The sequence below is a fragment of the Pseudomonas sp. B12(2026) genome (genome assembly GCF_057767015.1).
Map to the genome: position 1 here is coordinate 3,332,884 of NZ_CM173430.1, position 12,531 is coordinate 3,345,414.

Annotated in this window: 12 protein-coding genes; 9 read left to right on the forward strand and 3 right to left on the reverse strand. The window is 63.9% G+C overall.

Features of this window, described 5'->3' with window-relative positions:
- Positions 1-152: 152 nt before the first annotated feature.
- From trxB to infA, 4 genes are all read left to right on the forward strand, one after another.
- A complete protein-coding gene (gene trxB, locus AC3B6A_RS15525; protein WP_488398103.1) occupies positions 153-1,103 on the forward strand; it encodes a thioredoxin-disulfide reductase in 951 nt (316 codons plus the stop codon).
- Between the two features lie 37 nt (positions 1,104-1,140).
- Positions 1,141-1,845, forward strand: coding sequence for a leucyl/phenylalanyl-tRNA--protein transferase (aat, locus tag AC3B6A_RS15530; protein ID WP_488398104.1), 705 nt, complete (start codon positions 1,141-1,143; stop codon positions 1,843-1,845).
- A gap of 31 nt (positions 1,846-1,876) precedes the next feature.
- Positions 1,877-2,584: an arginyltransferase gene (locus AC3B6A_RS15535; RefSeq protein WP_488398105.1), complete on the forward strand. Its 708-nt coding sequence runs from the start codon at positions 1,877-1,879 to the stop codon at positions 2,582-2,584.
- A 105-nt stretch (positions 2,585-2,689) separates the two neighbouring features.
- A complete protein-coding gene (infA, locus tag AC3B6A_RS15540; protein ID WP_002553999.1) occupies positions 2,690-2,908 on the forward strand; it encodes a translation initiation factor IF-1 in 219 nt (72 codons plus the stop codon).
- A gap of 83 nt (positions 2,909-2,991) precedes the next feature.
- Here the strand turns inward: infA and clpA are convergent, their stop codons facing one another.
- Positions 2,992-5,265, reverse strand: a complete 2,274-nt coding sequence (clpA, locus tag AC3B6A_RS15545) for an ATP-dependent Clp protease ATP-binding subunit ClpA (RefSeq protein ID WP_488398106.1) — start codon at positions 5,263-5,265, stop codon at positions 2,992-2,994.
- A gap of 28 nt (positions 5,266-5,293) precedes the next feature.
- Positions 5,294-5,656, reverse strand: coding sequence for an ATP-dependent Clp protease adapter ClpS (gene clpS / locus AC3B6A_RS15550; RefSeq protein WP_488398107.1), 363 nt, complete (start codon positions 5,654-5,656; stop codon positions 5,294-5,296).
- 227 nt (positions 5,657-5,883) lie between these two features.
- On the opposite strand from clpS, the gene cspD reads away from it, so the two are divergent.
- On the forward strand, positions 5,884-6,159 hold the full coding sequence (gene cspD / locus AC3B6A_RS15555; protein WP_488398108.1) for a cold shock domain-containing protein CspD: 276 nt from the start codon (positions 5,884-5,886) through the stop codon (positions 6,157-6,159).
- A gap of 69 nt (positions 6,160-6,228) precedes the next feature.
- On the opposite strand, the gene icd is transcribed toward cspD, so the two are convergent.
- A complete protein-coding gene (gene icd / locus AC3B6A_RS15560; RefSeq protein ID WP_488398109.1) occupies positions 6,229-7,482 on the reverse strand; it encodes an NADP-dependent isocitrate dehydrogenase in 1,254 nt (417 codons plus the stop codon).
- A 357-nt stretch (positions 7,483-7,839) separates the two neighbouring features.
- Here icd and AC3B6A_RS15565 point away from each other — a divergent pair, with 357 nt between their 5' ends.
- From AC3B6A_RS15565 to hflD, 4 genes are all read left to right on the forward strand, one after another.
- On the forward strand, positions 7,840-10,062 hold the full coding sequence (locus AC3B6A_RS15565) for an NADP-dependent isocitrate dehydrogenase (protein ID WP_488398110.1): 2,223 nt from the start codon (positions 7,840-7,842) through the stop codon (positions 10,060-10,062).
- Positions 10,063-10,163: 101 nt separating this feature from the next.
- Positions 10,164-10,607, forward strand: coding sequence for an NUDIX hydrolase (locus AC3B6A_RS15570; RefSeq protein ID WP_488398111.1), 444 nt, complete (start codon positions 10,164-10,166; stop codon positions 10,605-10,607).
- Between the two features lie 72 nt (positions 10,608-10,679).
- Positions 10,680-11,819: a tRNA 2-thiouridine(34) synthase MnmA gene (mnmA, locus tag AC3B6A_RS15575; protein ID WP_488398112.1), complete on the forward strand. Its 1,140-nt coding sequence runs from the start codon at positions 10,680-10,682 to the stop codon at positions 11,817-11,819.
- Positions 11,816-12,436: a high frequency lysogenization protein HflD gene (gene hflD / locus AC3B6A_RS15580; protein WP_488398113.1), complete on the forward strand. Its 621-nt coding sequence runs from the start codon at positions 11,816-11,818 to the stop codon at positions 12,434-12,436. The genes mnmA and hflD overlap by 4 nt, the downstream gene beginning before the upstream one ends.
- Positions 12,437-12,531 lie beyond the last annotated feature (95 nt).

Here is a 12,531-nt window from a genome sequence, read left to right on the forward strand (position 1 = left end):
CTTTGTCCGGCCGATGCCAGCGAGCCCGGAAGCGTCCGACAGCGCTTTTGCCGGCTTTCCGAGGTTCGGTGTAGCATAGCCCATCACCGCTTTTCGGCTGCTCAATTGGAGCATGCATTCTCTTACGTGACAAAGGCTTATGGAGTCTTTTTATGAGTGAAGCCAAGCATTCGCGCCTGATCATCCTGGGCTCCGGCCCCGCAGGCTACACCGCAGCCGTGTACGCCGCCCGGGCCAACCTCAAGCCTGTTGTCATCACCGGCATCCAGCCCGGCGGCCAGCTCACCACCACCACCGAGGTCGACAACTGGCCGGGCGACGTCGAAGGCCTGACCGGCCCCGCGCTGATGGAGCGCATGCAGCAGCACGCCCAGCGTTTCGATACCGAGATTGTCTACGACCATATCCACACCGCCGAGTTGCAGCAGAAACCCTTCACCCTCCGGGGTGACAGCGGCACCTACACCTGCGACGCGCTGATCATCGCCACCGGCGCCTCCGCGCAGTACCTGGGCATGTCCTCCGAACAGGCCTTCATGGGCAAGGGCGTATCCGCCTGCGCCACCTGCGACGGCTTCTTCTACCGCAACCAGGTGGTCTGCGTGGTCGGCGGCGGCAACACGGCCGTGGAAGAAGCGCTGTACCTGTCCAACATCGCCCGGGAAGTCCACCTGATCCACCGCCGCGACAAGCTGCGCTCGGAGAAGATCCTGCAGGACAAGCTGCTGGAGAAGGCCCGGAACGGCAACGTGCGCCTGCACTGGAACACCACCCTGGACGAGGTCCTGGGCGACGACATGGGCGTCATCGGCGTGCGCCTGAAGGACACCGAAAGCGGCAAGGCCCGCCAGCTGGACCTGACCGGCGTGTTCATCGCCATCGGCCACAAGCCCAACACCGAGCTGTTCGCCGGCCAGCTGGCCATGCATGACGGCTACCTGACGATCAAGGGCGGCGCCGAAGGCAATGCCACGCAGACCAGCATCGAAGGCGTGTTCGCCGCCGGCGACGTGGCCGACCACGTCTACCGCCAGGCGATCACCTCCGCCGGCGCCGGCTGCATGGCCGCGCTGGATGCCGAAAAGTTCCTCGACGACAACTGACCGACCCAAGGGGAGGCCCGCCCTCCCCTCCTCCGCCATGCTCAACTGGCTTTCCCGCGACAACTTCGACTTTCCACCCCTGGACAAGGCCCTGCACGAGCCCAACGGCCTGCTCGCGGCCGGCGGCGACCTCGACCCGCACCGCCTGATCCAGGCGTACCGTCATGGCTGCTTCCCCTGGTACCAGGACGGCCAGCCGATCCTCTGGTGGTCGCCCGACCCGCGCACCGTGCTGTTCCCCGACGAACTGCACGTTTCCCGCAGCCTGGCCAAGTGCCTGCGCCAGCAGCGCTACCAGGTCACCATCGACCAGGCCTTCGAACAGGTCATCCACGGCTGCGCCGGTCCGCGCGACTACGCCGACGGCACCTGGATCACCACGCCGATGCAGCAGGCCTACCGGGAGCTGCACCGCATGGGCATCGCACATTCGGTGGAAGCCTGGGACAGCGATGAGCTGGTTGGCGGTCTGTACGGGCTGGCCATCGGTCGGCTGTTCTTCGGCGAGTCCATGTTCAGCCGAGCGGACAACGCCTCCAAGGTGGCGTTCGTCACCCTGGTGCAGCGCCTGAAGGCCGCGGGTTTCGAGCTGATCGACTGCCAGATGCCGACCCAGCACCTGCACAGCTTCGGCGCACGCGCCATCTCCCGGCGCGAATTCGCCGCCTATCTGCGCCGCCATCTCGACCAATCGCCACTGCAGGACTGGACTTCCCAAGCGGACCAGCCCAGCCTGACATAAACTTGCCAGAGGGTCCTCGCAGGGGTTGAAGATGACCGAGCTCGCCCGCCTGAAGTTTTACGCCACACAACCGCATCCGTGCAGCTATCTGCCCGAGGAGCAGGCCACAACCCTGTTCCTCGACCCCAGCCAGCCCATGGACGCGCAGTTGTACGCCTCGCTGTCGGAGGTCGGTTTCCGGCGCAGCGGCGAACACCTCTACCGCCCCCACTGCCAGCACTGCACGGCCTGCATCCCGGCACGCATCCCGGCGGCCAGCTTCCAGCCCAACCGCCAGCAGAAGCGCATCCTCAAGCGCAACGCCGACCTGGAGGTGCTGCGCAAGCGGCCGACCTTCACCGAGGAGTACTACGCGCTGTACATGCGCTACATCGAACAGCGCCACGCCGACGGCGACATGTACCCGCCCAGCCGCGACCAGTTCGCCACCTTCCTGGTCCGCGATCTGCCGTTCAGCTGCTTCTTCGAGTTCCGCCTGCAGGGCCGCCTGCTGGCCGTCGCGGTCACCGACGTGCTGCCCAACGGACTCTCGGCGGTCTACACCTTCTACGACCCCGACGAAGAACGCCGCAGCCTGGGCCGCTTCGCCATTCTCTGGCAGATCGCCGAGACCCACCGCCTGGGCCTGCACGCGGTCTACCTCGGCTACTGGATCAAGAATTGCCGGAAGATGAACTACAAGACCCAGTACCGGCCGATCGAGCTGTTCGTGAATCAGCGCTGGGTTGCGCTGAACTGACCCATCACACGCCCCTTGGCGTTGTGGGGCAATTTCAGGCACAATGTGTGCCTTTTTTAATGCCCTGAAACTTCAGGCAACCATAGATACCGAGGGTTCTACTGCATGTCGAAAGAAGACAGCTTCGAAATGGAAGGCACTGTCGTCGACACCCTGCCCAACACCATGTTCCGCGTGGAGTTGGAGAACGGGCACGTCGTTACCGCGCACATCTCCGGCAAGATGCGCAAGAACTACATCCGCATCCTGACCGGCGACAAGGTTCGCGTGGAACTGACTCCCTACGACCTGTCCAAGGGTCGTATCACCTACCGCGCCCGCTGACGGACGGTAGCGCCGGCAGTCGAATCCGGCACACAGAAAAACGCCCGGCATTGCCGGGCGTTTTCGTTTCAGCCTGACACTCGTCAGGCCGGTTCCGCGGCGATCACTTCGAATTCGAAGGCCAGCTCGCCATCCTTCAGGTCCACATGGGCCACGCCGCCGTGTTCGGCCAGCTCGCCGAACAGGATCTCCTCGGCCAATGGCCGCTTGATCTTGTCCTGGATCAGCCGCGCCATCGGGCGGGCGCCCATCTGCGGATCGTAACCCTTGTCCGCCAGCCAGCCGCGCGCGGCGTCGCTGACCTCGATCTGCACGTGCTTGTCCTCCAGCTGCGCTTGCAGCTCGGTGAGGAACTTGTCGACGATGTTCTTGATCGTCTCGTGACTGAGGCGGCCGAACTGGATGATGGTATCCAGGCGGTTGCGGAACTCGGGCGTGAAGCTCTTCTTGATCACTTCCATGGCGTCGGTCGAGTGATCCTGCAGCGTGAAGCCGATGGAGGCCCGCGCCGCGGTTTCCGCGCCGGCGTTGGTGGTCATGATCAGGATGACGTTGCGGAAATCCGCCTTGCGCCCGTTGTTGTCGGTCAGGGTGCCGTGATCCATCACCTGCAGCAGCAGGTTGAAGACTTCCGGGTGCGCCTTCTCGATCTCGTCCAGCAACAGCACGCAGTGCGGCGTCTTGGTGATCGCCTCGGTGAGCAGGCCGCCCTGGTCGAAACCGACGTAGCCCGGAGGCGCGCCGATCAGGCGGGACACGGTATGCCGCTCCATGTACTCGGACATGTCGAAGCGTACCAGCTCCACCCCCAGCGCCTTGGCCAGCTGGCGAGCCACCTCGGTCTTGCCCACCCCGGTCGGACCGGAGAACAGGAAGGAGCCGACCGGCTTGTCCGGCGACTTCAGGCCCGCGCGGGACAGTTTGATCGCGGTGGACAGCGACTCGATGGCGGCGGCCTGGCCGAACACCGTCAGCTTCAGGTCGCGCTCGAGGTTGCGCAGCAGCTCCTTGTCGGAACTGGAGACATGCTTGGGAGGAATGCGCGCGATCTTCGCGACGATATCCTCGACCTGCGGCACTTCGATGCGCTTCACGCGCTTCTCTTCCGGCTGCAGGCGCTGATAGGCGCCGGCCTCGTCGATCACGTCGATGGCCTTGTCCGGCATGTGCCGGTCGTTGATGTAGCGCGCGGCCAGCTCGGCGGCGGCGCGCAGCGCCTCATCGCTGTACTCGACGTGGTGGTGCTGCTCGAAGCGCGGTTTCAGCCCCTTGAGGATGCCGTAGGTATCCTCGATGGATGGCTCGGTGACGTCGACCTTCTGGAAGCGCCGGGCCAGCGCGCGATCCTTCTCGAAGATGCCGCGGAATTCCTGGAAGGTGGTGGAGCCGATGCAGCGGATCTCGCCGGACGACAGCAGCGGCTTGAGCAGGTTGGACGCATCCATCACCCCGCCGGACGCCGCGCCGGCGCCGATGATGGTGTGGATCTCGTCGATGAACAGCACGGCATGCGGGCGCTTGCGCAGTTCGTTGAGCAGCGCCTTGAAGCGCTTCTCGAAGTCGCCGCGGTACTTGGTGCCCGCCAGCAGCGCGCCCAGGTCCAGGGAGTAGACGACGCTGTCGGACAGCAGGTCCGGCACCTGGCCGTCGACGATGCGCTTGGCCAGCCCCTCGGCGATGGCGGTCTTGCCGACACCGGCCTCGCCGACCAGCAGCGGGTTGTTCTTGCGGCGCCGGGCGAGAATCTGCGCGACGCGCTCGACTTCCGATTCGCGACCGACCAGCGGATCGATGCGCCCCTGGCGCGCCAGATCGTTCAGGTTGCTGGCGTAGGCATCCAGCGGATGGCTGGAGGTCGAGGACTCGCCGCCCTCTTCGTCCTGCATGTCCTGTTCGCTGTCCTGATGCTCGGCATGGCCCGGTACCTTGGAGATGCCATGGGCGATGTAGTTGACCACATCGATGCGCGCGACGCTCTGCTGCTTGAGCAGGAACACCGCCTGGCTTTCCTGCTCGCTGAAGATCGCCACCAGCACGTTGGCGCCGGTCACTTCGCGCTTGCCGGAGCTCTGCACGTGGAACACCGCACGCTGCAGCACGCGCTGGAAGCCCAGGGTCGGCTGGGTCTCGCGGTCCTCGTCATGCTGGGGGATCAACGGCGTGGTGGAGTCGATGAACTCCTGCAGGTCGCGCCGCAGCTTGTCCAGATTGGCTCCGCACGCCCTGAGGACCGTCGCGGCGGCTTCGTTGTCCAGAAGCGCCAACAGCAAGTGCTCAACGGTCATGAACTCATGCCGCTTCGCCCGCGCCTCCTTGAAGGCGAGATTGAGGGTGACTTCGAGCTCTCGATTCAACATGACTTCACCTCGCTCCCAAACATCCGCATCAACCTTCTTTCTCTATTTCGCACAACAGTGGATGTTGGCTCTCCCTCGCATATTGATTGACCTGCATGGCTTTGGTTTCAGCGACATCACGGGTAAAGCTCCCGCAATTCGCCTTGCCTTGAGTATGCACGGTCAACATGACCTTGGTTGCCTGTTCGCGGTTCATGCTGAAGTACAACTCGAGCACCTCGACCACGAAATCCATCGGGGTGTAATCATCGTTGAACATGATGACCCGATACATGGGCGGCGGCTTCAGTGCGGGCTTGGATTCCTCGACCGCGAGCCCCGTCCCTTCGTCTTCCAATGGATCCGGGCGGTCCTGATTGAATGTTAGTCGAATCTGGCTACTTGCATGCATGCTGGAATGAAAGCTTTGCGAGTGAGTGAATGAGGGGGCCGAGCGGAGTTTGAATCGCCTCCCAGGCCCAGGCGGCGCCGCCTTGACTAACGGCAAAAGGGTGTTACAACCAAAGGATACCCCCCGGAGGGTATCAGGAGTTCCGGACGCCAGCCTCCATAAAGGCTGCAGCGGAATAGTAGTGGATGATACTCCAGCGATGGAGTCCTTTGCAGAGGGATATCAGCATGCTCAGCGGTAAGGTCAAGTGGTTCAACAACGCCAAGGGCTATGGATTCATCCTGGCTGAAGGCCGAGATGAGGACCTGTTCGCTCATTACTCGGCTATCCAGATGGATGGCTACAAGACACTCAAGGCCGGCCAACCCGTCAGCTTCGAGATCCTGCAAGGTCCGAAGGGGTTGCATGCGGTTAACATTCAACCCATCAACGCCAGCGCATCCACCTCCTCCGCCCAGACTGCCCCGAGCAGCGAGCTCCAGAACATCACGGCAGAGGCCTGATCCTCCCGGATCAGCAGAATGAAGAAGGCCGGCATCAGCCGGCCTTTTTTCATGGGCGCTTCACCCGGATTACATCTTGGCGATGATCGCGTCGCCGAACTCCGAACAGGACAGCAGCCGGGCGCCATCCATCAGACGCTCGAAGTCGTAGGTGACAGTCTTGGCCGCGATGGCGCCGTTCACGCCCTTGATGATCAGATCGGCCGCTTCCGGCCAGCCCAGGTGGCGCAGCATCATCTCGGCCGACAGGATCACCGACCCCGGGTTCACCTTGTCCAGCCCCGCATACTTGGGCGCGGTGCCGTGGGTCGCCTCGAACATGGCGACCGAGTCCGACAGGTTAGCCCCCGGCGCGATGCCGATGCCACCCACCTCCGCCGCCAGGGCGTCGGAGAGGTAATCGCCGTTCAGGTTCAGGGTGGCGATCACGTCGTATTCGGCCGGGCGCAGCAGGATCTGCTGCAGCATGGCGTCGGCGATCACGTCCTTCACCACGATGTTCTTGCCGGTGACGGGGTTCTTGAACTGCATCCACGGGCCGCCGTCGAGCAGCTGGGCGCCGAACTCGTCGCGGGCGATTTCGTAGCCCCAGTCCTTGAACGCGCCCTCGGTGAATTTCATGATGTTGCCTTTGTGGACGATGGTCACGGAGCTGCGATCATTGTCCACGGCGTATTGCAGGGCCTTGCGCACCAGGCGCTTGGTACCTTCCTGGGAAACCGGCTTGATGCCGATGCCGCAGTTTTCGGTGAAGCGGATCTTCTTGACGCCCATTTCCTCGGTGAGGAACTTGATGATCTTCTGGGCCTCGGGGGTGCCGGCCTTCCACTCGACGCCGGCGTAGATGTCTTCGGAGTTCTCGCGGAAGATCACCATGTCCACGTCGCCAGGCTTCTTCACCGGGCTGGGCACGCCTTCGAACCAGCGCACCGGTCGCAGGCAGACATAGAGATCGAGCTGCTGGCGCATCGCCACGTTCAGCGAACGGATACCACCACCGACCGGGGTGGTCAGCGGGCCCTTGATGGAGACGACATAGTCGCGAACGGCATCCAGGGTCTCCTGGGGCAGCCAGGTGTCCTGGTCGTAGACCTGGGTGGCCTTCTCGCCGGCATAGACTTCCATCCAGGCGATCTTGCGCTCGCCCTTGTAGGCCTTCTCAACGGCCGCGTCGACGACCTTGATCATGACAGGGCTGATGTCGACGCCAATGCCATCACCCTCGATGAACGGGATGATCGGGTTCTTCGGTACATTCAAGGACATGTCGGCGTTGACGGTGATTTTGTCACCGGCCGGCACCTGGATCTTTTGGTATCCCATGCTGAACTCCGCGTTGTGGTTGAAACCCTCTTGCAGCCCATTAGGGTAGCCCACAAGACGGTGATCGAACTACATCTTCCTTAGTCTAAAAACGGCGCGCGCATCACCCCGCCTTTAGGGTGGTATACTGCGCCGCATGACTTAATGGTCATCGAGGTCCGAGCAGTCTGGGACCAGGCTCTCCCCCCTCGCAGCGGCGCACGTCCTCACCAGGATCCCGCCGTACAACGCTCTACTGGCGCCCCAATATCCCCGCGGCAATTCTCGAAAGTCGTCTCAACGGCTGTTGAACGCGAGCGTATACCAACGCATTTCGAGACTCTGTGCGCGCCCAGCAAAGAAGAGAGTTAAAACGAGATGTCCATCCGCTCGAAGATCACCTACACCTTCACCGACGAAGCACCCGCCCTTGCCACCTATTCGCTTCTTCCCATCGTAAAAGCGTTCGCCGCCTCCGCCGGCATCGACGTAGAAACCCGCGACATCTCTCTTGCCGGCCGCATCCTGGCAACCTTCGCCGACAAGCTCGGCGACAAGTCCATCGCAGACGACCTGACCTACCTGGCCCAGTTGGCCACCGCTCCCGAAGCCAACATCATCAAGCTGCCGAACATCTCCGCGTCGGTACCGCAGCTCAAGGGCGCCATCGCCGAACTGCAGAAACTGGGCTACGCCATTCCCGACTTCCCGGAAGACCCGCAGAGCGACGAAGAGAACGACACCCGTGCCCGCTACGCCAAGGTCCTGGGCAGCGCCGTGAACCCGGTCCTGCGCGAAGGCAACTCCGACCGCCGCGCCCCGGCCGCGGTCAAGGCCTACGCCCGCAAGCACCCGCACAGCATGGGCAAGTGGAGCATGGCTTCGCGCTCCCACGCCGACTACATGCGCGGCGGCGACTTCTTCTCCAGCGAGCAGTCGGTCACCCTTCCGAAAGCCGGTGACGTACGTCTCGAGTTCGTCGGCAAGGACGGCAAGGTCGAGGTCAAGAAGACCCTGAAGATGCAGGAAGGCGAAGTCCTCGACAGCATGTTCATGAGCTGCAGCAAGCTGCGCGCCTTCTTCGAGAAGACCCTGCAGGACTGCAAGGAAACCGGCGTCATGTGGTCCCTGCACGTCAAGGCCACCATGATGAAGATCTCCCACCCGATCGTCTTCGGCCATGCCGTGACCGTCTACTACAAGGACGTCTTCGAGAAGTACGGCAAGCTGTTCGACGAGCTGGGCGTGAACCCGAACAACGGCATCTCCAGCGTCTACGACAAGATCAAGTCGCTGCCGGCCTCGCAGCAGGAAGAAATCCTCCACGACATCCACGAGGTGTACAGCCACCGTCCGGAAATGGCGATGGTCGACTCGGTCAAGGGCATCACCAACCTGCACATCCCCAGCGACGTGATCGTCGACGCCTCCATGCCGGCCATGATCCGCAACTCCGGCCAGATGTGGGGCAAGGACGGCAAGCAGAAAGACACCAAGGCCGTGATGCCGGAAAGCACCTACGCCCGCATGTACCAGGAGATGATCAACTTCTGCAAGACCAACGGCGCCTTCGACCCGACCACCATGGGCAGCGTGCCGAACGTCGGCCTGATGGCGCAGAAGGCCGAGGAATACGGCTCCCACGACAAGACCTTCGAGATGGATGCCGACGGCACCATGCGCGTGGTCGACGCCGACGGCAAGGTACTGATGCAGCACGAAGTGCAGGCCGGCGACATCTGGCGCGCCTGCCAGACCAAGGACGCCCCGATCCGCGACTGGGTCAAGCTGGCCGTCACCCGCGCCCGCCAGTCCAACACCCCGGCCATCTTCTGGCTGGACCCGGAGCGCGCCCACGACAACGAGCTGCGCAAGAAGGTCGAGCTGTACCTGAAGGACTACGACCTGACCGGCCTGGACATCAGCATGCAGGGCTACAACGAAGCCATCCGCACCAGCATGGAGCGCCAGATCCGCGGCCTGGACACCATCTCGGTGACCGGCAACATCCTGCGCGACTACCTGACCGACCTGTTCCCGATCATGGAACTGGGCACCTCGGCCAAGATGCTCTCCATCGTTCCGCTGATGGCCGGCGGCGGCATGTACGAAACCGGCGCCGGCGGTTCGGCTCCCAAGCACGTGCAGCAACTGCTGGAAGAGAACTACCTGCGCTGGGATTCCCTGGGCGAGTTCCTGGCCCTGGCCGTCTCCTTCGAGGATGAAGGCATCAAGACCGACAACGCCAAGGCCAAGGTCCTGAGCAAGACCCTCGACGAAGCCACCGGCAAGCTGCTGGACAACAACAAGTCGCCGTCGCGCAAGGTCGGCGAGATCGACAACCGCGGCAGCCACTTCTACCTGGCCATGTACTGGGCCCAGGCCCTGGCCGCGCAGAACGACGATGCCGAGCTGAAGGCCCACTTCGCTCCGCTGGCCAAGACCCTGACCGAGCAGGAAGCGACCATCATCGCCGAACTGAACGGCGTCCAGGGCAAGCCGGCCGACATCGGCGGCTACTACCGTTCCAACCAGGAGCTGACCGCCCAGGTCATGCGCCCGAGCGCGACCTTCAACGCCGCGATCGACGCACTGGCGTAAGCCACTCCAGGCAAGACCAGAACCCCCGGGCCCTCCCGGGGGTTCTGCTTTCTGCGCCCCGCGACGTTAAACTCGCGCCTTTCACTCAAGGGACAACAAGCATGCGCTGGCTAGCACACGTCACCGTCGCCACCATCGTCGAAGACCAGGGCCGCTTCCTGCTGGTGGAAGAACTGTCCGCCGACAGGAAGCAGGTCTTCAACCAGCCCGCTGGCCACCTGGAGGCCAACGAAAGCCTGCTCGAGGCCGCCCTGCGCGAAACCCTGGAAGAAACCGGCTGGGACGTGGAGCTGACCGCCGTCACCGGCATCTACCTCTACACCGCCCCCAGCAACGGTGTGACCTACCAGCGCGTGTGCTTCGCAGCCCGCCCCCTGCGCCACCACCCCGAGCGCGCGCTGGACGACGGCATCCTCGGCGCCCGCTGGATGACCCGCGACGAACTGGCCGCGCAGCCGGAACGCTGGCGCAGCCACCTGGTGCTGCGCTGCATCGACGACTACCTGGAAGGCGAACGCTTCCCGCTCGGCCTGATTCGCACCTGAGCCGTCACCCGCGCCCGAACCGCCCGGCTCTGGTAGAATCCCCGCCTTTACCTGTACCCGTGATGCGCCACCATGTCTGATTCGTCCCCTTCTTCGCTGAAAAGCCCCCAGAACACCCGCGTCATCGTCGGCATGTCCGGCGGCGTGGACTCTTCCGTCTCCGCCCTGCTGCTCAAGGAACAGGGCTACCAGGTGGAAGGCCTGTTCATGAAGAACTGGGAAGAGGACGACGGCACCGAGTACTGCACCGCCATGACCGACCTGGCGGACGCCCAGGCCGTCTGCGAGCGCATCGGCATCAAGCTGCACACCGCCAACTTCGCCGCGGAATACTGGGACAACGTCTTCGAGCACTTCCTCGCCGAATACAAGGCCGGCCGCACGCCGAACCCGGACATCCTCTGCAACCGCGAGATCAAGTTCAAAGCCTTCCTCGACTATGCCATCGCCCTGGGCGCCGACCTGATCGCCACCGGCCACTACGTGCGCCGCCGCGACATCGACGGCCGCAGCGAACTGCTCAAGGGCCTGGACCCGAACAAGGACCAGAGCTACTTCCTCCACGCCGTGGGCGGCGAGCAGATCGGCAAGACCCTGTTCCCGGTGGGCGAACTGGAAAAGCCCGAAGTCCGCGCCATCGCCGAGAAATACGGTCTGGCCACGGCGAAGAAGAAGGATTCCACCGGCATCTGCTTCATCGGCGAGCGCCGCTTCAGCGACTTCCTCAAGCAGTACCTGCCGGCCCAGCCGGGCGACATCGAGACCACCGACGGCAAGGTCATCGGCAAGCATGTCGGCCTGATGTACCACACCATCGGCCAGCGCCAGGGCCTGGGCATCGGCGGCCTGAAGAACGCCGACGACAGCCCTTGGTACGTGCTGGAGAAGGACCTGGCGCGCAACGTCCTGATCGTCGGCCAGGGCAACGACCACCCGTGGCTGTTCTCCCGCGCCCTGCACGCCTCGCGCATCTACTGGGTCAACCCCGTCGACCTCGCCCGGCCCCGCGCCCTGCGCGCCAAGGTGCGCTACCGCCAGGCCGACCAGGACTGTGTGCTGGAACGCACCGAGAACGGCTACCGCGCCGTGTTCGACCAGCCGCAGCGCGCCGTCACCCCTGGCCAGTCCGTGGTCTTCTACGACGGTGAAATCTGCCTCGGCGGCGGCGTCATCGAATCCGCCGAACCCGCGTTCGCTAAGGAATCCGCATGAGCGATCTGCACGACCAGATCATCGCCCTTTCCGGCGTCTTCGAATCCGCCGCCCTGGTAGACCGCCTCGCCCGCACCGGGCAGATCCCCGAGGCGCCGCTGGGCTGCATGCTCGGCAGCCTGCTGGTGCGTGACCCGAAGACCACCCTCGACGTCTACGGCGGCGACACCGGCAACCTGCGCGAAGGCTTCCGCGCCCTGCTCAGCGCGCTTGAACGCGACCCCAACAGCCTGCAGCGCGAGCCGCTGCGCTATGCCCTGTCGCTGATCGGCCTGGAGCGTCAGCTGAACAAGCGCGACGACATGCTCGACCTGATGGGCAGCCGCCTGGACCAGATCCAGCAGCAGGTGCAGCACTTCGGCCTGGTCCACGAGAACGTCATCGCCTCCTGCGCCGGCCTCTACCAGGACACCCTGAGCACCTTCCGCCAGCGCATCCAGGTGCACGGCGACATGCGCTACCTGCAGATCAACGCCAACGCCGCGCGCATCCGCGCCCTGCTGCTGGCCGGCATCCGCTCCGCGCGCCTGTGGCGGCAGCTCGGCGGCAACCGCTGGCAGATGCTGTTCGCCCGACGGAAAATGCTCAACGAACTGCGCCCCCTGCTGCGCGGCTGAAACACGCTCTGCCGGTCGCCGCAAAGGCGACCTGAGCGCCGCTTTCGTGTATGATGTGCGCCCTTTTCGTTGACCCCCAGCCACGAGAACGCCCC

Coding starts and splice junctions, on each gene's coding strand:
- trxB (WP_488398103.1), top strand. CDS start 153: ATGAGTGAAGCCAAGCATTCGCGCCTGATCATCCTGGGCTCCGGCCCC.
- aat (WP_488398104.1), top strand. CDS start 1,141: ATGCTCAACTGGCTTTCCCGCGACAACTTCGACTTTCCACCCCTGGAC.
- AC3B6A_RS15535 (WP_488398105.1), top strand. CDS start 1,877: ATGACCGAGCTCGCCCGCCTGAAGTTTTACGCCACACAACCGCATCCG.
- infA (WP_002553999.1), top strand. CDS start 2,690: ATGTCGAAAGAAGACAGCTTCGAAATGGAAGGCACTGTCGTCGACACC.
- clpA (WP_488398106.1), bottom strand. CDS start 5,265: ATGTTGAATCGAGAGCTCGAAGTCACCCTCAATCTCGCCTTCAAGGAG.
- clpS (WP_488398107.1), bottom strand. CDS start 5,656: ATGCATGCAAGTAGCCAGATTCGACTAACATTCAATCAGGACCGCCCG.
- cspD (WP_488398108.1), top strand. CDS start 5,884: ATGCTCAGCGGTAAGGTCAAGTGGTTCAACAACGCCAAGGGCTATGGA.
- icd (WP_488398109.1), bottom strand. CDS start 7,482: ATGGGATACCAAAAGATCCAGGTGCCGGCCGGTGACAAAATCACCGTC.
- AC3B6A_RS15565 (WP_488398110.1), top strand. CDS start 7,840: ATGTCCATCCGCTCGAAGATCACCTACACCTTCACCGACGAAGCACCC.
- AC3B6A_RS15570 (WP_488398111.1), top strand. CDS start 10,164: ATGCGCTGGCTAGCACACGTCACCGTCGCCACCATCGTCGAAGACCAG.
- mnmA (WP_488398112.1), top strand. CDS start 10,680: ATGTCTGATTCGTCCCCTTCTTCGCTGAAAAGCCCCCAGAACACCCGC.
- hflD (WP_488398113.1), top strand. CDS start 11,816: ATGAGCGATCTGCACGACCAGATCATCGCCCTTTCCGGCGTCTTCGAA.